The organism is Streptomyces sp. NPDC104313 (genome assembly GCF_055583985.1).
Genome location: NZ_JBVJMW010000009.1, coordinates 57,665 through 80,176 on the forward strand (window position 1 = coordinate 57,665; position 22,512 = coordinate 80,176).

At 71.3% G+C, this 22,512-nt stretch carries 13 protein-coding genes; all 13 read right to left on the reverse strand.

Annotated features, from left to right (window positions below; all coding sequences use genetic code 11):
- Nucleotides 1-38: 38 nt before the first annotated feature.
- Complete coding sequence (locus ACZ60Q_RS21780) at nt 39-2,252, reverse strand: hypothetical protein (protein WP_469636982.1); 2,214 nt, start codon at nt 2,250-2,252, stop codon at nt 39-41.
- A 22-nt stretch (nt 2,253-2,274) separates the two neighbouring features.
- Entirely contained in the window at nt 2,275-6,219 is a 3,945-nt protein-coding gene (locus ACZ60Q_RS21785) for a putative baseplate assembly protein (RefSeq protein WP_469636985.1), read from the reverse strand.
- The gene (locus tag ACZ60Q_RS21790) at nt 6,216-9,464 is read right to left on the reverse strand and encodes a putative baseplate assembly protein (protein WP_469637583.1); all 3,249 of its coding nucleotides are present in this window, start codon (nt 9,462-9,464) and stop codon (nt 6,216-6,218) included. The genes ACZ60Q_RS21785 and ACZ60Q_RS21790 overlap by 4 nt, the downstream gene beginning before the upstream one ends.
- 14 nt (nt 9,465-9,478) lie before the next feature.
- On the reverse strand, nt 9,479-9,862 hold the full coding sequence (locus tag ACZ60Q_RS21795; RefSeq protein WP_469636988.1) for a GPW/gp25 family protein: 384 nt from the start codon (nt 9,860-9,862) through the stop codon (nt 9,479-9,481).
- Nucleotides 9,859-10,230: a hypothetical protein gene (locus ACZ60Q_RS21800; protein WP_469636991.1), complete on the reverse strand. Its 372-nt coding sequence runs from the start codon at nt 10,228-10,230 to the stop codon at nt 9,859-9,861. The genes ACZ60Q_RS21795 and ACZ60Q_RS21800 overlap by 4 nt, the downstream gene beginning before the upstream one ends.
- A 133-nt stretch (nt 10,231-10,363) precedes the next feature.
- Complete coding sequence (locus ACZ60Q_RS21805) at nt 10,364-10,894, reverse strand: phage baseplate assembly protein V (protein ID WP_469636994.1); 531 nt, start codon at nt 10,892-10,894, stop codon at nt 10,364-10,366.
- Between the two features lie 34 nt (nt 10,895-10,928).
- Complete coding sequence (locus ACZ60Q_RS21810; protein ID WP_469636997.1) at nt 10,929-12,068, reverse strand: hypothetical protein; 1,140 nt, start codon at nt 12,066-12,068, stop codon at nt 10,929-10,931.
- On the reverse strand, nt 12,061-12,444 hold the full coding sequence (locus tag ACZ60Q_RS21815) for a LysM peptidoglycan-binding domain-containing protein (protein WP_469637000.1): 384 nt from the start codon (nt 12,442-12,444) through the stop codon (nt 12,061-12,063). Before ACZ60Q_RS21815 ends, ACZ60Q_RS21810 begins: the two co-directional genes overlap by 8 nt.
- Nucleotides 12,445-12,453: 9 nt before the next feature.
- A complete protein-coding gene (locus ACZ60Q_RS21820; RefSeq protein ID WP_469637002.1) occupies nt 12,454-13,140 on the reverse strand; it encodes a hypothetical protein in 687 nt (228 codons plus the stop codon).
- A gap of 10 nt (nt 13,141-13,150) precedes the next feature.
- On the reverse strand, nt 13,151-13,837 hold the full coding sequence (locus ACZ60Q_RS21825; protein WP_469637005.1) for a hypothetical protein: 687 nt from the start codon (nt 13,835-13,837) through the stop codon (nt 13,151-13,153).
- Nucleotides 13,837-20,076 (reverse strand): eCIS core domain-containing protein, encoded by a 6,240-nt coding sequence (locus ACZ60Q_RS21830; protein ID WP_469637008.1) that lies wholly within the window; start codon nt 20,074-20,076, stop codon nt 13,837-13,839. The genes ACZ60Q_RS21825 and ACZ60Q_RS21830 overlap by 1 nt, the downstream gene beginning before the upstream one ends.
- A complete protein-coding gene (locus tag ACZ60Q_RS21835) occupies nt 20,073-20,402 on the reverse strand; it encodes a hypothetical protein (RefSeq protein ID WP_469637010.1) in 330 nt (109 codons plus the stop codon). Before ACZ60Q_RS21835 ends, ACZ60Q_RS21830 begins: the two co-directional genes overlap by 4 nt.
- Nucleotides 20,393-22,498 (reverse strand): ATP-binding protein, encoded by a 2,106-nt coding sequence (locus ACZ60Q_RS21840; protein ID WP_469637012.1) that lies wholly within the window; start codon nt 22,496-22,498, stop codon nt 20,393-20,395. The genes ACZ60Q_RS21835 and ACZ60Q_RS21840 overlap by 10 nt, the downstream gene beginning before the upstream one ends.
- Nucleotides 22,499-22,512: the final 14 nt, after the last annotated feature.

A 22,512-nucleotide genomic window follows, 5' to 3' on the forward strand; every position in this document is an offset into this window, starting at 1 on the left:
TCACGTGATGGGGGCACGTGGCGGGGCAGGTGACCGGGTCAGGTGACCGGGAAGATCCCGGCGTCCGTACCGGCCGGGGTGTACTCGGCGAGCCGCGCCCGCAGACTGTCCTCGCGCTGCGGTTCGTACAGGTTGTGGAAGACACCCATCTCCGAGCCGTCGTCGGCGCCCCGGCGGATCTGCCACGGACCGCCGTCCGCCAGCCGCCCGTAGGCACCGGTGCCGTACCGCTCGCTGCTCAGCAGCGGACGCACCTCCTGTGCACGGTCGCCGCCCACCAGGTCGGGCTGGCAGCGGTGCCGGCGCGGGGTGCGGGAGCCGGGCGGCACGTACGAGAACCGCACACAGCCGACGCCGCGGCGCACCACCCGCACCTGCCCGGTGAAGACGCTGTTCTCCGCGATCTCCACCGCGTGGGTGTGCACCTCGCCGATGACCGTGCTGCGGTGGGCGTGCAGCACCGCGTGGGCGTGACGGCAGTCCGGGGCGGACAGGGCCGCCCGGTCATGGCCGGTGGCGTCCAGGATGCTGTCGCGGAGGTGGATCGCCGGCGGATCGTGGCTGACCTCGTCGCCGATCACCTCGATCGTGCCGATGACGCTGTGGTCCACCGAGACGCACGCGGTGGTCCGTTCCAGGACCAGGCTCGGCTCCTGGGGGGAGTGCGGGTCGCACTCCGGCTCCAGCGACCAGCCGGGCACCAGGGTGCAGTGCCGCAGCACGACCGCGCCGACGGGCCCGCTGACATGGAGCCCGCGCCCGGTGACCAGCAGCCCGTCCAGCACGATGCGCGGCGCGTCCCCGCCACCACCACCACCGCTCGCGTTGTCGGCCGTGTCGTCCTGACGGGCCCGGATGTTGAGGGCGTCGGGCCGGTTGCTGTACCAGTCGAGCAGCCGGATCACCGGACGGCAGCCCTCGGCCGCGCGCAGCTCCAGCCGGTCGCCGAGGCCGAGATCGAAGTCGAGCTGCTCCTGATAGGCGCCGCTGTGCGTGATCTCGATGACGGCGTCGGCCCCGCAGTGCCCCGCCGAACGGTCCGCGCGCCACTGCTCGTACGCGTCCATGATCCGCTGGTACGCCTGGCCCGGACCCACCCGGTAGAACCGGGCGGCGGGCGAGGTGACCCGCTCGCGCGGGTACTCGCCGCCGCCGATGTCGTCACCCGCGGCGTAGTGGTAGGTGACCCAGACCCCCTGCCGGGGCGCCGAACGGGAGCCGAAGGCGATCCGCCCCAGCACCGGGTCCACGGCCACCTGGCCGAGCTTGGGCCGGTAGCGCCAGCCCGACAGGTCCGCCACGACGATGTCCGACATCGGCACCGGCTCGTCCTGCCCGTCCCGCCGGACGGTGAAGCTCTTGCCCGGCCCGTAGTAGTCCGCGAGCCGGTCGGAGAGCTGGCGCCGCCTGATGTACGCGGGCACGTTGTCGATCGTCGCGAGGTGGGTGGCCGAGGGCTCCGGCACCGGGTTCGTCACCAGCGGACTGTCGTTGCCCAGGATCGAGAACGTGTACAGGCTGCGGGCCCGGTCGACGCAGTACGCCGGTGCCCGGGTCACGTGGTACGGCTTGAGCCGCCACACGTACAGCCCGACCCCGGCGGGGGAGTGGCCGCCCGGCCGACGCGCGGAATCCGCCCTGCGTACGTCGGCCGACCTGGCCATCACGTCGAACGGCCCGCCCGTCAGGTCGAGTTGACCGCCCCGCCGGACATCGGCCAGCCGGCCCCGGGACAGCCGGCGCACGTCGGCGGACGGCGCCCCCGTCCCGTACAGCTTCACCGGCTGCTGCTGGGAGACCAGCCGGGACAGCTCCACGGCCCTGGACGGCCACCCGGCGACCTCCCGAGCCAGCTCCTCCAGCAGCGCGAGGGTGCCCTTGCGGCGGCGGTTGGAGACCGTCGCGGCGACATCGTGGCGCGGTGCGAGGGCCTCGGCGAGCCGGGTACGGGCCTCGCCCTCGCCCGGTCCGCCCGGCCCCTCGCCCCGCCCGCCGCCGAGACCGGCCGCCTGGACCCGCTCGTAACCGGGCAGCGGCCGGTACCCCACCAGGTCGCCGAGGTAGGGCAGCACCCACGGCGCGGCCGTCTCCACGAACAGGTCCTCGTAGCTCTGCCCGACCCCGTCGCGCACCCGGTCGACCTGCTCGGCGATCACCGCGAGCAGTGCGCGCAGCGGCTCACCGCCTTCCGCGTCCCGCAGCCGGTGCCACTGCGGGAGCAGTTCCGCCAGTCCGTCCGGTTCCCCGCTCATGCGGCGCTCCCTTCCTGGGTGTTCATGCGGTGACCTCCGTCAGAATCAGCGTGTCCGGGACATCCGGTGACAGCAGGGCCAGCTGGGCGGGCCGGATGCCGCGGAAGACGAACACCGCCCGGCCCCTCTCCAGGCGCCGGGTGTCGGTGATGTCCGGGTTGAGGCGGAGCAGTTCGTCGAGCCCGATGCCGTAGCGGGCGGCGACCGAGGTGAGCGTCTCGCCCTCCGGCGCGGTGACCCGGTGCACGTCCTCGTCGTACGCGGCGAGCCGCGCCGCGACCGACCGCCGCGGCTCGGCCAGGGAATCGGTGAGCGCGGGCAGGTCCTCGGGGGTGAACGACGCGGCCACCCCGCCGAAGACATCCACGTCCACATGGTCGACACCGGGCACCGAGTGGGCCGTGGCCAGCACGTCCGACAGGTGCGCGCCGCCGCCCAGTTCGCGCCGGGCCGGGCCGAACCTGGCCAGCAGGGCCTGGCGCAGCCGGGGTTCGACGAGCTGCCAGCTGTGGTCGCGGGCCACCTTCACCCTCGCCGCGAGGAGCAGCAGCACCAGTTCGCGCACCTGTACGCGCACCGGCAGCCGGGAGTCGCCGTACCGGGCGAGCGAGGAACGCAGCGCGGTGAGCGCATCGGAGTCCTCCGCCACCGGGATGTCCGACACCCCGGCGACCGTCACATGCAGCAGCCGCCGCCTGCCGTCGAAGACCTCGCGCGCCGCCGCCCGTCCGATGCCCGCCCGGGAGCGGGCGAAGTCCTCGTAGTCGGCGACCGACACCAGCCGGTCCAGCGCCGACACGGCGAGCGGGATCGTGGACCGGGTCAGGCCGGGGCCGTCCGCGTCCGCGCCGCCCGTCGCGGGCTGCGGATTGGTGACCCCGGTGACGCCCAGCGGCCGGGTGACCGCCTGGGTGATCCGGTCCGCCCCGACATTGGCGGCCCGGCCGGTCCCGAAGCGGTAGCGGGCCCGGACGTTCTCGTGGCCGGTGGGCAGCCGGGCCCCGTGCACCCCGTCGCCGAAGGTCACCGTCGTCCGGCCGCCCGCCACCCCGGCCACGTAGACACGCTCGCGCGGGCCGCGCCCGGCGAGGCTGTCCACCTCGTGCCACAGCAGCCCGTCGACCCGCACGTCGAGGGCCGGGGCGGCCCCCAGCGGGTTGTCGGCGGGCAGCCACGTCAGCGGCGACTGCCACAGCGCGAACGTCTGGTTGGTCCGGTCCGCGTCCCCGCTGCCGATCGGCTCCTCCCGGCTCTCGCCGTGGGTGGCGGCGACCACATTGCCCCGTACCCGCACGGTGGCCCGCCGGTAGCGGTGGACCAGATCCGTGGTCAGCGTCAGCCGGGTGTGCACATGGTCGCCGGGCACCAGCGGGTCCAGGACCTGTTCGACGTCCGCGACCGTCACCAGTTCGGTGCCGGGTACGGCGGGTACGTCCGTACGCTCCCCTGACACGATCAACTGCCGCCCCGGACGCAGTCCGTCGTACAGCTCGGCCAGTTCCAGTTCGTTGCCGTGCACGTCCTCGCCAAGCGGCTCCTCGGCGAGCCGCAGGGCTTGCCCGCCCGCGTGCACGGCCGTGTCGCGGATCGTGGAGAGCAGCACATCGTGCTCGTCGAGCCAGGGATCGGCCAGGGTCAGCTCCGTACCGCGGCCCGTGATGCCGAAGTCGGTGTACACGGCGGTGCGTACGGCGGTGACCCTGGTGGTGACCAGCCGGAGGTCCGGGTCGCCCGGGATGCCGTCCGGGCCCTCGGCGCCCTTGCGGGGCCGCTCGATCGCGACCCAGCTGCCGACCGTGACCGAGTCCTGCACCGAGTCGAGGGCGATGACCCGCCGGTTCGCCGGCTCGGGCACCGACGCGATGCCGATCACCACGTTCGCCGGTTCGCTGCCCACCGTGTACCGGACGGTCAGCTCATAGCCCTCGTGCCGGACCTGCTCATGGTCGCCGGGCGCCAGACGCCACTCCCGGGAATCGCCGTTGTGCACGACGACCTGGACCCGGCCGTCCTCACCGGGACGGGACACGAACAGCGTCCGCTCGGGCAGCCCCTCGTGCAACCGGGCTGTGACGCCCGGCTCCTGCGAGTCCGCCGGGCGCCGCTGGAGCCAGCTCAGATCGTGGTCCTGACCCGCCCGCGCCATCACCGTGACCCGGCCGGGGCCCAGCTCGAACGTCGTCTCCGCCGACAGATTCTCCGACTGCTGGACGGAGGAACCCGTCTCCGAGTACTGGAACTCGGCCCGCACCGGGACCCGGCCCGCCGTGTCGAACACGACCCGCATCGTCGTCAGGGCCGAACCGGACAGCGGCCAGTCGGCCTGCCTGACCACCCGTCCCCGGGCATCCTGCACCGGCCGCAGCGGCGCCATCGCCCCGAACGGGGCGGACGTCACCCGCAGCGCCTGCACCTCGTGCAGCAGCGGGGGCGCGGTGGGCGTGGATCGCCGCCACGCCGGATACATGCCGTCGGCGATCCTCGGGTCGAGCGCCGCCAGCAGCCGCGCCCCCAGGTCCGGGCCGGGCGCGGCCAGCCGGTCCGCACCGGAGCCCGCGGAGCCGGCCCGCGCGGCCGCGCGTGAACCGGCGCGTGAGCCGGTGTGCGAACCGGTGCGTGAGCCGGTGTGCGAACCGGTGCGTGAGCCGATGTGCGAACCAGCGTGCGAACCAGGGCGTACGACCCCGTCGCGCAGCGCCGGAAGCACCGCGCCGAGCGCCCGCAACGCCGCCGGACCGGCCGGGAGGGCCGCGCGGAGCGCTTCGGGCGCGGGCCGGGACGGCTCCAGGCCGGCCGCCTGCGCGATCACCTCACCGACCATCGCCTCCAGCCGCTCGAACCAGGCGGCGACGTCCTCGTGCGCGCGCGCCACGGCCTGCGCCTCGGCCAGCCGCTCATGCGGCTCCGCCAGCCGTGCCGCGAGGCGGGCGGGCGAGGCGACGGTGTCCAGGTCGGCCCGCAGCGGGGCCAGCACCTGGGTGTCGAACCCCTCGATGTACCGGCTGACCGGACGCGGATTGGGGTTGTCGGGTGTGGGCTCACCGTCCTCGACCGCCCGCTCGTCCTGGGTGATCCACTCCCGGAGCAGGTCCACCAGTTCGGCCAGGGTGGGCGGGGCGGACTGCTGGAGCCCGATGCCCGTCACATCCTCCTCACGGTCGGTCCGGAGCCGGGCGACGGTACGGATCAGCCGCTTCCCCGGCTCCCCGTCGTCCGGCGTCTCCTGCCCGCCGCCGTCCATCGTGTCCTGCCCACCCGCGCCCTGCTGTCCGCTCGCGCCCTGCTGTCCGCCCGATCCCTGCTGTCCCTTGAAGACGAACAGCAGCCGGTCCCCGGCCGTCAGCCCCGTCGTCGTGCCCGCGACCTGGATCTCGGAGCGGCCGGTCAGATCCTCCTCGGTCAGCAACGAGGGCCTGCGCCGGCGCACCGCCAGCTCGTTCCACGACGCGCGGGCCGCGAGATCGGCGGACGTCTCGAAGACCTGCGACTCGTCCTCGGAAGTGAGCGGAACGCTGTTGCTGCGCGCCCCGCGCGCGATGACCACCTCCACGTCCTCGTCCCGCGGATCGCGGTCCAGGGTGTACGCGAGATGGGTGTCGGCGGCGATCCCCGGCCGCGGCCGGTGTCCCACCAGCCGTCCGAGCAGCGCCAGCGAGCGGTACTCGTTCGCGGTGCGCAGATACGCCTCGTCCACGATCCGCTCGGAGTGGAAGGTGAGCAGATCACCGACGACGGCCCAGGAGTCCAGCAGCCCGATCGCCGGATCGTCCGGGGTCCGGACCGTCAGCCCCCGCAGCGCCGGATAGGCGGGGGAGGCGAGCCGGTCCTTCATGGCCGCGAGGAACGAGCCGTACTCACCCACCCGGTAGTCCAGGGCCGTGCGCCCCGGCGGGTTGTACAGGGCGGCGGGCGCCCGGCGCTCGTCATGTCCGCCGCAGCCGCAGCCGCAGTCCTGCGCGCCGCTCATCGCGTACCTCCGGCGAGCTCGATGGTCAGCCGGCCGTTCTCGGGCCGGTCGGGGTCGTTGTCGCACCGCGCGATCTCCAGCGGGCCGAGCCGCAGCACGCCCGCCTCCAGGGCGGGATCGTCCAGGCCCACCGCGCCCTCATCGCCGAGGCCGGTCCCGCCGGTCCCGCGACCGGCGCCGTCGTTGCGGTCGGTCCCGTCGTCGAAGAGCCGGCGCAGCCGCGTCACCGTCACGCTCTCCACGCCCCGCACCCCGGCCGCCGCGGCCACCAGGGCGCTCAGCCGCACCGGTTCGCCGAACACCAGGGCATCGGGATGGAAGAAGCCGGGCCGCCCGCCCCGCAGCCGCCCGCTGCCCAGCAGCCGGTACAGCTCGGCCAGGATCTGCCCGTGCTGATGACCGGGCGCCGCACACACCGACAGCGCGATGTCCAGCGGTACGTTCCTGGCCGGGCCGACCACCAGGTCATGGCCGATACGCCGGAAGCTCTCCAGCGCGTACGCCACCGAGTCGAGCAGTTCGGGAGCCGGCTCCCCGGCCCCCAGCGCGTCGACGGCGACATGGGCCTCCTGCACGCTGCCCGTCCAGCGGATCTCCGCCGCCGCGCGCTGCACACCCTCCAGCGCGGACGCCAGCTCCGCGTAGTCCTCGGCGGTCACCGCCCGCCGCCGGGTGCGCTTCAGGTCGAGCGGCGCCAACTGGCGTACCTGCTCCAGCGGTTCGGGTTCCGTACCGCCCACGGCGGGCAGCGGATTGCGTACCCCCGCCACCGGCAGCGCGTCCCCCGCGTCCTCGGACTCCGCATCGCGGTGCAGCACCAGATGGTTCACGGCCTCCGCACCGAGGTTGCCCGCCGCGCCGCCGCCGAGCCGGTAGTGCAGGGCGAGCCGGGCGCCGGGCCGCGGCCGGGCACCGTGCCGCCCGTCGCCGAAGCGCAGCGCGATCCGCCCGTCGTCCTCCAGCTCACCGACCAGATGCCGGTCCCGGTGCCCACTGGACAGCAGATCCCGGCGCGCGGTCCACACCACCTCGCCGTCCACGGCCGTCACCGCGGGCAGCGCGGCCCGCGGATCCTGGACCAAGGCGGCCGCGGGCCCCCGCAGGACCGGCGCGTCCGGACGCAGCCCGGTCGCGTAGCCGCGCCCCCAACTCCTGGCGATCTCCCAGGCGATGCCCGCGTCCAGCACCGAACCCGCCCGCGCCCGTGCCATCAGCACATCGAGCCTGCGCAGCTTCGGCGCCAGCAGCCGCGGGCTACGGTGCAGAAGCTCCCGCAGCGCGCGTACCGGATTCAGGTGCAGTTCCAGATGCTCCAGCACCCGCAGCCCGAAGAGCACGGTCAGCTCATCGATCTCCGCCTCGGCGAGCCCGTCGTGGTCACGGGCGCTGCGCCACAGCTCCACCAGCCGCTCCCGTACCCGTCCGGGCACGGCGGCCAGCCGGTCGGCCTGCCCGCCCGACACATGTTCCGGCAGCGGGAAGGGCGCCGCCTGGACCACGGGGGAGCGGTGGAGCACCGGCCGGAACCGGGGCCGGATACCGGGATAGACGGTCTGCGCCAGCAGCGTCGCCAGCGCCTCCGCCTGCTCGTACGCCGTGCCCGGCACGACCTTCTCGCGCCGCCGCCCGGACAGCTCCAGACCGATCCCGGCGCGCGTCACCTCCTCGTCACCGACCAGCACGGACAGCTCCCGCACCTGGTCGGCGGTCAACAGCCGTCCGTGGCGGGTCTGTTCCAGGCGCTCTACGACGAGGCGCGCCGTCGCGTTGCCCTCGTCGGCCTCCCCGCACCCGGACGGCTCGCAGGAACCGAGCACGGCAGGCTCCGGCGGCACGGTCACCGTCTCCGGCGGCGCCCCCGCGAACGTCAGCGACCTGCCGTGGTCGACGAGCACCACATTGCCCCGCGCCACGCTCACATCCGCCACCGGCTCGCAGCCGGGACCGCCCCGGGTCGACAGGCACACCGGAAACGTCAACGCGTCCTCACGGGCCCAGGTGACCTCCACCACCGGCTGCCCGGAGAGCCGGTCCACACCCGGCGTGAGCGAGGTCAGCCGTACGGCCTGCCGGTGCGCCGGGTCCGCGTCGCCGGGCGTACCCGAACGCGCCCCGCGCACCTCCTCGAACACCAGCAGATCGCCCGGTGCCAGCGCCAGCGCCCGCACCGTGCGCTTCTTGTCCGCCCACTCGTCCCGCAGCGTCGCCGCCACCGCGCCCTTCGGCAGGGCGCACACCTCGCCGCCCCAGGTCCAGAACCGGACGGTGTTGTGCGCGGGCCGCAGCTCGGCCGGCTCCCCGGTCACCACCGGTTCGAAGACCTCCACCGAACCGCGCTCGGTCAGCACCGCCAGATCGCGGTCCTCGATGACGGTCCCGACCTCGGGCCGGTCGCGCGGCCCCAGCGTACGGACGTCGACGGCGGCGAACCGGAACGTCCCCGGCCGCAGTGTCAGCCGCTTCGTCACCTCGACGGTGACCAGCGTCCGGGCGTTGCAGCCGTCGTGCATCGGATAGTCGATCAGCCGCACGTGCCGCCGCACCGACACCCGCCTGCGGGCGGTGTCCAGATACGCCTCGGTGGCCACCGCGTCCTGCTGGTAGCTGATCCGGTCCGCCGTGTGCGCCAGCAGCTCGACGAGCGTGACACCGAGATCGGCGGGGTTGCGCTCCACCCACCCGGGCGTGGTCAGCGCCAGCCGGTCCAGGATGAGCCGGCGCACGGACTCGTAGTCGCGCGCCGTGTAGTCGATGACCGGTGCCTCGGGCCACGGTCCGGGCTCGTCACCCGCCGTCCCGTCCGCGCAGTCGAATGGCGTCGGGCAGTCCGGCCGGAATATGAACTCCGCCCCGAAATACCGCTGGTCGAACCCCGGGAACGGCTCCGTACCCGGCCGCCCGTACGGATCGGTGTCCACCACGGAGAGCCGGTAGCGCGAGGTGTCCCCGGTCCGGTCGACCGTCACGAGAAGCCGGTCGTCCAGCTCCGGGTCCTCCTCGCGCTCCACGGCCACCTCGACCGCCTCGATCCCGGTGATCCGGCGGCCGCCGTCGATCCGAATGTTCTCCGGGCACAGCCCGTGCGGCGCCTTGCCGAGGAATGTCACCGTCAGCGTCAGCCCGTCGTCACCGGCCTCCACCGCGTCCACGCCGCCGAGCCGAGCCGCGCGCACCTTGCCGCGCCGGCCGTCCGTACGGCAGACCAACTCCCTGCTCGGGCTGCTCACGCTGCTCGGGCCGGTCATGCTGCTCGGGCTGCTCATGCGGGCCCGCTCCCTTCGAACACCTCGTCGCGCCGGTTCCCGGTGGAGCGCACCACGTAGCACAGATGCACCCGGACCACGTTCTCCTCGCTCACCACGTCCAGGGACTCCACATCGATCAGCTCGCCCAGCCAGCGCTGGAGCGAGGCCTGCACCGACAGCTCCAGGGCCGAAGCCAGCTCGGGGCTGTTCGGTGTGAAGACCAGGTCCAGCAGCCCGCAGCCGAAGTCGGGCCGCATCACCCGCTCGCCCGGACTGGTGAACAGCAACTGCTCCACCAGATCCCGCACATGGTCGTCGTACGGGGCATGAGCACTGCGCCCACGACGGTCGACGCGGAACGGGAACGCGATGTCGCCGCGTACGGTCCTCGCCCTCATCCGCAGACCACCCCCCGCCGCATGGCCGGGACGACCGGCGGGCCCTGCGGCACGAGGGCCGCGCTGAAGCACTGCGCCGCGCTCGTGTGCAGCAGCACGGGCGCGCCGTCGACGAGGACGCCGCCCGGCTGCGGGCTCCACCGGACGGTGGCGCACGGCTGGGGCACCCCGTCGACGATGTGCGGGCACCCGGTCACGGCGAAGACGTCGGCGGCCGTGTGCACGGCGAGCCCGTCCAGCCGGACGGCGGCCGGATGCCCGGAGGTCGCGGATGCCCGGCCGCCGTGCGGGCAGGCGAGCGTGGTGGCGGCGCTGACGACGGTCCCTGGACGTGTGGCGCCGGCGGTGGTCCCTGAGCGTGTGGACAAGAGTCCTCTCCCCGTCATTCCTTCTCGTTGCTACGGCTACGGCGGCTACTTCTTGGGCTGCGACTACGGCTACGGCTGCGACGCAGGGCTGCGGCTGCGGCTGCGGCTATGGCTATGGCGGCTTCGGCTGTGGCTATGGCTTCTTGGTCACGATCAGCCGGCCGTCGTTGATGTTGACCTCGCCCCCGGTCAGCACGACCGAGGCACCCTGCCCGTTGGCGATCGTCACGCCCTTCTCGTCGAGCTGGATGTACGCCCCGCTCGCGGCCTGGAGCCGGATGCCCTGGCCCCCGTCCGGAACATCGCCCATCACGAACTTGTGCTGGTCGGAGGTCTGGATCACCACGTTCTGGTGCGCGGGGGAACCGGTCAGCGCGTCGGGCGGCAGCTCCGAGCGGTCCCCGTACCAACACCCGGTCCAGATGGGGAAGCTGACCTCCCCCTGCTCGAACTCCACCCACACCCCGGCCCCGACGGCGGGCACCACGTACTGCCCCGACCGCGGCCCGGTGAACGGCAGACAGGGCATGGCCCAGGTGGACGTCTCGTCGCCCAGGACGTCCGGCACCCGGACGGTGACCCGCCCGATCTTCAGCGGATCGTCATTGCTCACCACCCGCCCCCGGAACTTGCCGAGAAGCCGGTTGTTCGGACCTGCAGCCATGCGAAGCTCTCCCGCTCCTCGTTCTCTGCCACGTTCACGGACGTACGGTGTCGCTCCGCGCGATCAGGCCCTCGCGCGAGAGCGTGAAGTTCTGCTGGTACGAACCGGGCCTGATGTTGTGCGTGACGGACTTGACGAAGTAGTCGCCGTCGTACGTGACCCCGGCGCCACGGACTCCGACCAGCTCGCGCGGCCGCAGGATGTACCCGTGCCGGTTGACGTCCAGGGACCCGGAACCGGAGATGGCGTCGGCCGACAGCGCGGCCCGTGCCAGCAGTTCGGCCTGCGCCTGACCCGACTCCCGCTTCGCCGTACCGGACAGCGTGCGGCGCTTCAGTGCGGGAGTGGCCCGGCGGCCCAGCGGCGGGCGCAGCGGCCCGATGTCGGGCTGCGGCAGCAGTCGGCTGTCCCGGGTGGCCGGGTCCTGCACCCGGGCCTGCGGCTCCTCGCGGGCCGTACCGTCGTACGCGAACGTCAGCTGGTCCACGGTCGAGTTGACGTCCATGTTCACGTTGAGCGCGTGCTGCCGCTGCCCGAGCCGGGCCTCCGGTCCCCACACGGCGACCGAGCGGCCGGGGCGCGGGCCGGGCTCCAGATAGAAGGTGTACCCGTTGGCGCGCGCCAGCTCGTTCACGTAACTCAGGTCGGTTCCCGACTGGTAGTCGACCCTGAGCCGCTCGTGCGGGGGCTGCTCGATCTTCTCCTGGAAGACATAGGGCTCGATGCCGTAGTCGGCGTACCGGGACAGGATGCGGTCGACGCGCCCGGAGGGCCGCAGGTTCGGGTACCGGTCGGTGCGCTCCTCCAGATCCATGAGGAGGGTCAGATCCTCACCGGTCACGGTGAGGGTGGAGTGCCCCGGCTGATTACTGGTGCCGACCTCCTGCCGCACGATGAGCCCGTCGAGCAGCACCCAGGCGGTGCCCTTCACACTCACGCTGAGGATCACCCGGGTCTTCGGGTCGAAGAACCCCTCGGGCAGTAACTGCCGGGACAGCGCCCCCTGCTTGGTCAGGTCGAACGCCAGCTGGAACCCACTGCGTTCACCGGCCGTCGCGGTGATCTGCGCCGACAGCAGCGCCTCCACGACCTCGGGCGGCACGGGCCGGGTCAGCTTCGGCCCCGTCTCCAGCGTGACGTGGACGGGCCCGCCCCCCACAGGCTGATCAGACATACCGAGCCCCCGCCCCCGCTCCCGGGAAGCCCCCCGCGTGCGGGACCGCGATGACACGCCCCGCCTCCTCGGTCAGCTCGTACGGATCGAGTACGGGATTGGCGTCGGCGATCTGCCACCACTGCCCCGGGTCCCCGAGGTAGTGCTGCGCCAGCAGATCGGGCCGCTCCCCGGTGCTGACGGTGTGCGGCGCGGTCTCGTCGTCCACGGCCTCGCTCAGCGGCGGCAGTAACCGGCGCTTGGTGTACCGGACTTCGGTCCCGTCCGCCATCCGGTGCACCCCGATCTCGGCGTCGTGATACCGGCTGGAGCGCGGATAAGGGTGGGCGCCTGGAATGGCGTCCAGCGCGTTCTCGTACGGCTCGATGTCGGCCATGACCTCGGCTCAGCCCCTCCCCAGGACGGTGTTGCCCCCGGTCAGCCCCAACGAGGCCAGCCCCCCGGTGCGCGCGGCCCTGGCGAGCCGCTCCTTCTGCGCGAGATGCGCCATGTACAGATCGGCCCCGCGGTGCCCGGCGGGCAGATCGCTGACGCTGAGCACCTTCATACCGATGCTCAGCGCGGCCCGGATCGGATTGAGATTCACGTCGAACGCGGACTCGTTGATGGACAGTTCGGTGATCCGCACGGGCATGACGCGCTTGCTGCCCCAGGTGAAGAGGGTCAACGGCATCTCGATCGGGCTGATCTCGATGGTCCCCTTCTTGGTGAGCCGGCTCGCCTCCCGCAACTGGGCGGTGGTCGGATGCACGAGCATTTCGAGGGTGGCCAGCTCCGGATGAATGCCATCAGGTGCAGCCACCTCGAACTGATCGGTGGCATCGATCTCCGCGGTGAACTTCCAGGTCTCCTGAGCGGGCCCCTTGAGCCGCAACGCCTCATTCCGGTCCCCGGACCCGCTCCCTCCTCCGCCGGAGTCCCCACTGCCGCCTGCGGACTGGGGCGCGAGGGAGCGTTCGAGGGTGTCCGGATTGAACTGGAGAACGATGATGCGCTGGGGCGTGCCGCGCTCGGGGTCTACCACAACGATGCCGGAGCGGATGGGCTTGGGGATGTCTGCGTAGCGGGTCATGGTCGCCTGCCTATCGAATGCGGTCTGCGAGCCGGGCTTGCAGAGGGGTGTAGTCATGCTCGGGGAAGAGCTGTGGCAGGACGTCGAGAGCAGCCTTCAGCGCGCCCTTATAGAAGGCGAATTCTTCGTCCTTGAGCGACACATCGGCGAACAAGTAGTGCCAGCCGGATACACCCTTGGTGACCGTCAGCGCCGCCAAGTATGCGCAGTAGTTGATATCCAGCTTGAAGGCACCGCGCTGAAAGTCGTGGTACCACACTTCGGGCTGGGTAACCTCCTGACTGACACGTAGGGCAGCGAAGGCCCCGTTGCCCCCTCCTGGATAGTCATCGATCACCCGGAGTTCGGAGTAGAAGCGCTCCTCGAAGGGTGTGGAAGCCCAGTTCTGCTCCGGCGGTCGATCGAAGAGAGCGGCAAGCAAGTTGCGTGTCCTGAACTCACCGGTGATTCTGATGTTGGCACGTTCGAATCGCCAATGACAGGCGATCCGATTGAACCTCATGAAACATTGTGCGAGGGTGGGATCAAGATTGATCCCATGCACGGCAGAGATCATCTGGAAGGCTGAATCGGCATTGCCGAGTTCCTCCTGTAGGTACCCCTCTTCGGTGAAGAAAATCTCCACTTCGAGGTTGGCTTCCAATTCTTTGATCATCTTGCGCAGTTGCGCTTCACTCTGCGTGAGCGGGCTGTTCATCAAGTCTCAATTCTTCCCTCTTTGTTGCGATCTTCAATGGCCTTCAATATGTTGCTCAGTTCTGTGGTGTCGGGGCGCCGTCTGCCCAACTCGTAGGTTGTGATCCTGGCCTTGAGATCGGCGTGGTCAAGGTATGGCAGGACGAGGGCAAGGGCTTTGATGATCTTCCCATACCGGGGCGGGGCTTTCTTGCTCGGGAAATAGTCGCCGAAACCCTTGCGAATGAGCATGGCCGATTCATGGGGGTCGTTCACGCGGATTGGATGTATCCCGCCAGGCTTACGAGGGGTAGGGACCGATTCTGAATAGGTCTTGCTCGGCTCGGGGGGCCTCTCTTTCCACTTGCCGTTCGTGCTGGGATAGTAGGTGTTGTAGCTGGTTTCGATATGCGAAGGGAAGTTCTGGTTCGGCGTCTGATGGAACTTGACCCCGACGCTGTACCAGATCATCGACTTGGTGGATGATCTGGCCGCCTTGTTGGCGTCGAGTTCCACATGCGTGGCGAATCTACTGTTCACGCGCTGCGGAGCAGGAACCAGATTGGAACCCGCTGCGAGACCGCCCAGCCGTTCTGTGAGGAGGTGCATCCGAACGATCGTGTCCGGCCAGCTGTGCATCGGACGGGTGTAGCCCACAGGATTTCCGGGTTCGGCGTCATTGGCTACTTCTCCCGCAGGCGTTCCCTGCTTGAGGTAGTGGGCCTTGGTGAGCTGTGGGGCCCGCACGTTGTCCGCGAACGGGGGGAAGATGGTGGGCGGTAGTTCGGCAGTTGAAATATTGCGCTTCGCCATGCATGTGGCGAGCTGAACCATCATTCTGCGCAGTTCTTTGATCTGCTGCCTTGTGGCAGTAGTGGTGATCGGATTTTTGTTGCTGGAGGTTTTCGACTCGCGATGTGGCATCCCGTCCTGTTGTGTGTCCACGAGGGTGCGGAGATTCTCGGCAAGGCCGAGCACACGCAGCTGGGACTCCTTCTCGGGGCTTTCGGCCATGCCGGTAAGCTCTTTCTTCCATCCTTCGAAGAATTTGTCCATCGATGTCTCGTTGCTGTGCACCACCAAGTCGGCACTCCTGGCGCGCCCATTGAACAGCAGTGTATGAATCTCGCCGTTGTCCATACGGAACCGCACCCTGGGCAGCGGTGGCGCCTGTTGCGTACCGTTCTCCGGCCGCACTTTGTCGTCGCCCTTGCGCCCCCGTCGCAGTCGGTCCTTGGTCTTCCGCCATAGGTCCTTCAGGCGGCGCGCGAAGGTCCTCAGCCTGTTGAGCAGGTTCCTGGCCTTGGCCCCGAGGCGGCGCAGTGCGTTGCGAATCTTCGCCAGGGCGTTCTTGACCGCGTTGCGGACGCGGCTCAGTGCGCTTGGCTTCTTGGGCTTCCGGTCGGGTGTGGGCTTACGTTTCTGGCCGGGGGCATCCTTGTTGGGGCGCTTGCCGTCCTTGAGTGGCTTGCCTAGGTTCGGACGTTTGTCGTCGGGCTTCTTCGCCCCTGGGTGCTTGGCGTCCGGTCCCCGGTCCCAGGGGCGCCTCGCGTCGGGGCGGTCCTTGCCCGGCTTCGGGCGCAGGCCACGGGTGGCCGCGTTCGCTTGACGGCCGTCCCTGCGGCGGTCGTCGTCGTCCCGCTTGTCCTTGGGCGTCGTGGGCTTCGTCTCGGGCTTGCGTCCCGGGGTGGGCACAGGGTCCGGACGGTTCTGCTTCGGGGGCTGGGTCGGCTTCGGGGCCGGGGCGTCCTGGTGGGGTGCGTCTTTCTTCGGATCAGGTCCCTTGTCGGGCCCCTTGTTGGAGTCCGGGTCCTTCTTGCCGAGCTTCGCCGCCTTGCCGCGCAGTGCCTTCGCCACCTTGCCCAGGTACTTGCCCACGCCGCTCACCAGCCACTGGTAGATCAGCTCCAGGAGCGCGACCACACCCGAGGCCACCGCCTTCGCGAATGGCAGGGCGCCGCTTCCGCTCTTGACGGCCTTGAGGAACGTCATGAACATCCCGAACGCGCGCAGGATCGAGCCCAGCGCGTCGTATGCCGTCTTCAGCGCGTCGATGATCGCCATGACCCAGCCCGCACCGGGGATCAGCTTCGCGACCACCTTCGTGACGATCAGCTCGCCGATGATCAAAGGGAGTTGGGGGAGTGCCGCGTCCCAGGCCATCTTGGCCATGTCTTCCTTGGACGTGCCGCCCTTCAACAGCCGGTTGAACATCTCCATCGGAATGCCGATGAGCTGTTGCACCTTCTGGTTGAACCACTCCTTCACCGCGGCCTTGATCTCCGTGAAGAGGTGCTCCTTGGCTCCGATGACCGCCGCGTCCTTCGCCTTGCCGATCCAGCCGCCCGGGTCGCTGAGAATATCCGTTGCGATCGCCGCCCACTCGCCCAGGCCCTTGAGGATCGCCGCGCCGAGCTCCATCGCCTTGAGGGTCACGGTCTCCGCGAGTTCGACCGCGGCCAGCATTCCTTGCTCCATGAGGTCCAGGCCGGCCAGGAGCATGTCGCCGAACGCATCGATCAGCTTGCCCGCGATCGCCTTGAGCTTGTCCGCAGCCTGGTTGACCTTCTTGATTGCCGCGTCACGCAGACTGTTGATGGATTTGCGCCACTTGTCCCGCAGTGCGGGATAGTCCTTCAGTAGTTCGTCACCGAGACGGATGAGGGCGTCGGCGAAGTCGTTGATCTGCTGGATGACCCACTTGCGGGCCTCGTCGATGAAGGCGAAGACCTGCTTCTTAAAGTCCTCGATGACTCCCTTGACCAGGTTGCGGGCCTTCTCGAAGACGCTCTTGATGGCCTTCTTCAACTTGGTGAACTGGTCCTTGATCCAGTCGAGGCCCTTCTCGAACCAGTTTCGGGAGTCCTTCTTCCCGTCGTCGCGCTTCTGCGTGGCTTCCTTCTCGGCCCCGGTCCGCCCGTCGTCAATCTTCTTCTGGTCGTCCTTGGTCCGCTGATCGACATCCTGGTCGGTTTTGTCCTGCTTCTCCTTGATGTCCTTGCGGGCCTTGGTGTACTGCTTGCCCTTCTTTCCGTCCACCTCGGTGAGCTTCTCGTCCTGCTCCTTGCGCCAACTGGTGCGGGAGCCGGCTATGTCGGTGCGACCCTGGTTGCGCGCCTTCGTCTGTTCCTTGGTCTTGGTGTCGACCTCTTGCTTGACGTCGCGCTGGTACTGGCGGCGGTCCTGTTTGGCTTTGTTCTCCTTCTCCCGGTGTGCCCCCGTCATTTTCTGCCGCGCCTGCCCGAAGGCCTGCTTGATCTGCGGGCCCTGTTCGTGCTCCGCGACCGCCGACACGGCCTCCAGGGGCAGGCCCGCTCCGGGGGCGCCTGCCGGGCGGCCCTCCCCGCCGCGCTGCCGCTTGCCGCCGCCGATGCGCGCGGTCAGGGTCTCCCTCGGTAGATCCGGGTAGATCTGGTCCTCGCCCATCGGGCGGGCCGCATCCTCCCGCCCCGAGGTGTGTAGTTCGGCGCCCTTGTCATCGAGCTGTTTCGCCTGCTTGTCGGTCCGCTCCGGGTCGGAGTCGTCCTTGAGGGGCAGTTTGGGCGCGTCTCCGACCTTGGCGCCCTGCAACCCCTTGTCCGTGCTCGGCACCTTGTCGATCGAGCCGGTGAGCTTGTCGAGGGGCAGGAGCTTGGAGAGGAGCTTCTTGCCGAGCCCCATCAACAACGCCTTGCCGATGTCCCACCAGCCCGGTTCCTCCATGTCCGCACCGGGGAGTTCGCCGCTCGGCGCCTTCTCACCCTTGATCTCCGGAGTGGTGCCCTGCGTTGCCTCTGTCTTTCCGACGCTCTGCGAGGTGTACGTGCCCGGAGCCGACGGCTTCGGACCGCCCCGTACGGTCGTGGGCGAACCGACGGGCCGATCCATCGTGGGCGGCGCACCCTTCAGACTCCCGCGCTCCCCGGAGACCGAGCGGCCGACCGCGGCGTTGACGCCCTTCAGCGTGGTCAGCGCCAGATGAGGCTGGAGGCCCGACGCGGACACGAGCCCCGCCTCGGGGGTGGTACCCGCGACGTTCGGCGCCGATGCCGCCTTCTTCGGCTTCGCGGCTGCCCTGCCACCGCCACCGCCGGGGCTCCCGCCGCCCCTGGTCCGGGGTGCCGCCTTGGCAGTGACGGGCTTGCTGTCGTCGGACCGTACGGGCTCGTGCTTGGGCGGCGCCTCTGTCCGGGGAACGGCAGAAGCGACCTCCGCCGCCGGTGGTACGACGCTGGTGTCGCCGCCCGCCCCGGGAACGGCAGCGGGGGCGGGTGCGGAGGCCGGGGCCGTGGCGGTCGGTGACGTCTCGGCGACCGCGGGCTTCGCGGGTGCGCCCGTGCCGCCCGAACCCCCGCCGCCCGCCATGGGGTTCGCCTGCCCCCGTGCATCCTCGGCGGCCTTGGCCAGCTTGCCCGGGGCAGCACCGTCGCCGGGGGACGTACCCTCGCCGCCCTGCTCCTCCCCGGAGCGTTCGTTCGCCCGACGTGTCTCGGACGCCAGATCGTGGTCCTCGGCCTCCGCTTCGGGATCCGCCTCGCCCTTCGAGGCATCACGCGCCGCCCCGGTACGGCCCTCCGCGTCGCTGTCCGGCTCGGGACCTACCTCCTGGTCGAGGGGGCTCTCCGACGCGGAGTCCCCCTCCGCGTCGAGATCCTCACTCTCCTCCTCGAGCGCCGCCGCCAACGCCTCCGTCTCCGCGGCGGGCAGGCGCGACGCGGGCGGCGTACTGCCCGCGCCCCGTTCCGAGCCCGGAGCGGACGCGTTCGCCGTGGCCCCTTCGAGGTCACCGGGATCCGGCGCGTACTGTCGGGGCGCCGGCGCGGGCTCGGCCGCGTCCTGCTCCGCCTCCGTGACGAGGGACTCCAGCTCGGAGAGCGCCTCGGCCTCGCCGCCCTCGTCGACGCCTAGCGGCTGGTCGTCCGGGTCCTGGTCGGACTCGGGAGGCGCGTCCTGCCGGGCGGAGTGGCGGGTGTCGTCGCGCTCGGCCGCGCTCTTGTCCACAGGCGTCGGCCGCACAGCTCCGGCCGGCCGGGCCGACGCCTCCTTGCGCTTTCCCGCGGCCGGTTGCGGCTGCGCCGGGGGGCGCGCCTGCTGCGGCTCGTCCTGCTGACCCTCCCCCTTTCCGTCTCCCGCCGCGCCCTTGGCCCCGGCCACGCCAGGACCCTGCTCAGCGCCGGTGGACTTGCCCTCCACCTGCAGCGGTTGCGCCCCGGCTGGCTCCTGCATGCTCTGCTCCGCCTGCGGGGGAGCACTCGACGGCGCGGCGCCGCCCGCACTTGCCCCGGGCTCCTGCGCCCCTTCGGACGCGCCGCTGTCCGCCCCCGGATCCTCGGCCTTGCGCCGCTGCGCCTGCCGAATCCGCTCGTTCTCCAGCTCCTCCGCGCTGTCGAGCCGGGCGCGCCAGGCCGCCTCCTCGGACTCCTGCTCCCAGGCGATCTCTTCGATTGCGTCGGGGACCACATGCGGGGTGAGCAGGACCGACGCTTCCAACGGCAGCGGCGCCCGGTCCACTTCGTCGATCAGGTCGATGAGCCGGTCGTGGGCCGGGGTCGGCAGCCGCTTCTCCAGCGTGTCGAGGACCGTGTCCTGGAGCTCCATGGGCATCCGCGCCAGCTGGAGCCGTACCCTCCCCGAGGCGTCCGCAGGGTCGCCGCGCAACGAGCGCAGCACACCGTTGACCAAGCGGTCGACGACGGTCTCCGGGTCCATGCGCTCGGCACGCTGCCGGTCCGCGTCCACCGTCGCGTACCGCAGCCAGCCAGGCGTCGCCTGCCCCTCCTCGACCCGGGCTCCGGGCTCCCCGGACCTGGCCGCCGCCCGCCCGTCCGGGCGCACCGACTCCTGCGCCGCCGACTCCGCCTCGCGCTCCATCGCCTGCTGCGGCAGGCTCACCGCACCCAGGTCACGCCCGGCGCGCAGGGTGCCGAGGCCGTGCGGGTTCTGCACCGTGTGCAGCAACTCGTGGGCCAGCAGCCGCTGTCCGTCGACCGTGCCGGGGCGGTACGTTCCCTCGCGGAAGAAGATGTCCTGGCCGACCGCGACCGCGTCCGCGCCGAGCATCTCGGTGAGCGCACCCGCGTCGGGATCGGTGTGCAGCCGCACCCGGCCGAAGTCGTGACCGAGCTGCTCCTCCAGCTCCCGCCGTACGCTCAGGTCGAGCGGCTGGCCCGCACCGCTGACGATGTTCTTCGGCTCCGGCGCGTGCGAGGCGGCGCGCTCCTTGCGCTTGCGCCGCTTGGCGGACTGGTCCGTCCGCGTCTCCTGCGAGTGGGACGTACTCATCGCGACGCCTCACCTCCGCCCGAGAGCCCCGTGTGCACCGCGCGGGCCAGCTCCTGGCCCAGACGGCGGGCGGAGACCGTCGCGGGCAGCGGGGGCAGCCCCGCCAGGGACTCCAGCGCCTGCCCGCCGTCCACGGCCAGCGGCACCCCCCGTTCCCGTACTAGCCTGCCCAACTCCGCCTGGAACGCCTCCGATACGCGCTCCGGGTCCACCCGGCCGAAGCCGTCGAGGACCAGCTCGCCGATGTCGACCCGTACTGTGTCCGTCCCCGTCCCCGCGCCCGTGCCCTGCCGCTGCGGCTGCTGCTGCTGTTCGTTCAGACCCATCCGTGCACCTCCGACGGCGTCAGGGAACGGTCGAGCTTGAGGTACTCGGTACGGGCGGCCTCCAGCATGTGGCGCATCTGGAGCCGGTCGCCCTCCTCCGCCGCGAGGAACGCGCCCGACAGCGCGATGTTGCGGATGGAACCGCCCGCCACCGTCAGCCGGGCCAGCAGGTCCGGTTCGACGCCCTTCATCGGCGCCCGCGCGGGCAGCACCCGGCGCCAGATCTCGGCCCGCTCGCTCTCGCCCGGGAACGGGAAGTCGACGACGAAACGGATGCGGCGCATGAACGCCGTGTCCAGCGCCTGCTTCATGTTCGTCGTGAGGACCGCGAGCCCCCGGTACGCCTCCATCCGCATCAGCAGATAGCTGACTTCGAGGTTGGCGTACCGGTCGTGGCTGTCCTTGACCTCGCTGCGCTTGCCGAACAGCGCGTCCGCCTCGTCGAACAGCAGCAGCGCCCCGCCCTGCTCGGCGGCGTCGAACACCTTGCGGAGGTTCTTCTCGGTCTCACCGATGTATTTGCTGACCACCTGCGACAGATCGATGATGAACAGATCCAGTCCCAGCTCCCGCGCCATCACCTCGGCGGCCAGCGTCTTGCCCGTGCCGGAGCCGCCCGCGAACAGCGCGGTGACCCCGAGCCCCCGGCGGAGCGTCTCGGCGAAACCCCACTCCTGGTACACGGTCGGCCGCTGCCGCACATGCGCCACGATCTCCCGCAGGACCTTCAACTGCCGCTCCGCCAGTACGAGATCGCCCCAGCCCGCGTGCGGTTCGATCCGTCGGCCCAGCTCGTCCATGCCCATCCGGGCCTCGGTGAGCCCGGCCTGCCAGGCCAGCCCGGTCGCGTCGAGCGTGTCCTCGCCGGGTAGATCCCGGGCCACGGCCGCGCCCGCCGAGCGGACCAGGTGGGGCGGCAGCGAGAACTGGGCCACCAGGTCGCGCAGATCGCCCTGCGACACCTCCGGTACGTCGGCGAAGGCGTCGGTCCACACCCCGAGCTGCTCGTCCGCGTCCAGCGGCGGCACGGTGACGCGCTCCCCGCGCGGGCGCGCCGTCTGCCGGGGGTCGGGACTCGACACGACCAGGGGTACGGCGGCGCTCTCCACAAACGCGTCGGTGGCGGCGCCCTGTTCGCGGTCCAGGTCGCCGACCTCCACCAGCAGCGCCGCGGGCAGCAGGATCGCCTCGCGCTGCCACAGCCGGGCCAGCAGGTCCCGCGCGCCCGGAGCGGACGGTACGTCGGCGGCCGACATCTCGTACAGGCCGAGCCCCGAACGGCGGGCCGCGATCGCCGCGATGTCCGCCCGGGTCCGCAGATCGCCACCGACCAGCTCGACCCGGAGCGGCGCCCCGCGCCCCGCCCCCGCCCAGCCCGCCGCGACCCGGTTCGCCGCCAGGTCGTACGAGGCGGGCAGTACGTCGGGCACCGTGGTCCGGCGCAGCAGCCCGTGCAGCCGGGCGTCCAGGTAGGGCGAACCGGCCAGGAAGTGCAGGATCCGTTCGTCGAGCCGGAGCCGCGAGGTGGTCAGCCGCGACTCGTCGTCCAGCTCGACGATCCGCCAGCGGCGCAGCGGGGCGACCGGGGTGAGGGCGCTCCAGTGCGGATCGCCCAGCGCGGCGAGGGCGAGCGAGTAGGTGGGGTACGCGCGCTCCGGATCCCCGCAGGCCGCGGCGCAGCGGGCGGCCGTGGTGGGCTCCAGCTCGGCGGCCGCGGTCAGCAGGACGATGTCGCGTTCGAACGGGCTGAGGCCGAAGCAGGCGACGAGCGCGTCGAGGGCGGCGGGGCCGGTTCCGCCGGGGGGCGTGACCACGACAGCGCCGCCGCCGGATTCCGTGCCGGATTCCGTACGGGTGACGGTTGTGCTGTCGGGCCGGGGGGATTCGGCCGCCGGTCCGGAACCCGAGGCCGAGCCGTGGGCGGTGGTGGTACGGGCGCGTCCGGCGTGGGTGTCCACCCGGGCGAGGACAGCGTGAACGGCAGCCGAGAGCGCACGCCCCTGCGCCGCCGCGTCCCTGCCTTTGTCTCCGGTCCTGCCCGCGCCGGTGCCTGCGGTTTCGCTCTCGGTCCGACCAGTGCTGTCCGGCGTCCCCATGTCCTCACCCCCCG

What these genes read in the sequence shown, in the direction of transcription:
- ACZ60Q_RS21780 (WP_469636982.1), bottom strand. Translation starts at nt 2,252, where the DNA reads ATGAGCGGGGAACCGGACGGACTGGCGGAACTGCTCCCGCAGTGGCAC.
- ACZ60Q_RS21785 (WP_469636985.1), bottom strand. Translation starts at nt 6,219, where the DNA reads ATGAGCGGCGCGCAGGACTGCGGCTGCGGCTGCGGCGGACATGACGAG.
- ACZ60Q_RS21790 (WP_469637583.1), bottom strand. Translation starts at nt 9,464, where the DNA reads ATGACCGGCCCGAGCAGCGTGAGCAGCCCGAGCAGGGAGTTGGTCTGC.
- ACZ60Q_RS21795 (WP_469636988.1), bottom strand. Translation starts at nt 9,862, where the DNA reads ATGAGGGCGAGGACCGTACGCGGCGACATCGCGTTCCCGTTCCGCGTC.
- ACZ60Q_RS21805 (WP_469636994.1), bottom strand. Translation starts at nt 10,894, where the DNA reads ATGGCTGCAGGTCCGAACAACCGGCTTCTCGGCAAGTTCCGGGGGCGG.
- ACZ60Q_RS21810 (WP_469636997.1), bottom strand. Translation starts at nt 12,068, where the DNA reads ATGTCTGATCAGCCTGTGGGGGGCGGGCCCGTCCACGTCACGCTGGAG.
- ACZ60Q_RS21815 (WP_469637000.1), bottom strand. Translation starts at nt 12,444, where the DNA reads ATGGCCGACATCGAGCCGTACGAGAACGCGCTGGACGCCATTCCAGGC.
- ACZ60Q_RS21820 (WP_469637002.1), bottom strand. Translation starts at nt 13,140, where the DNA reads ATGACCCGCTACGCAGACATCCCCAAGCCCATCCGCTCCGGCATCGTT.
- ACZ60Q_RS21825 (WP_469637005.1), bottom strand. Translation starts at nt 13,837, where the DNA reads ATGAACAGCCCGCTCACGCAGAGTGAAGCGCAACTGCGCAAGATGATC.
- ACZ60Q_RS21830 (WP_469637008.1), bottom strand. Translation starts at nt 20,076, where the DNA reads ATGAGTACGTCCCACTCGCAGGAGACGCGGACGGACCAGTCCGCCAAG.
- ACZ60Q_RS21835 (WP_469637010.1), bottom strand. Translation starts at nt 20,402, where the DNA reads ATGGGTCTGAACGAACAGCAGCAGCAGCCGCAGCGGCAGGGCACGGGC.
- ACZ60Q_RS21840 (WP_469637012.1), bottom strand. Translation starts at nt 22,498, where the DNA reads ATGGGGACGCCGGACAGCACTGGTCGGACCGAGAGCGAAACCGCAGGC.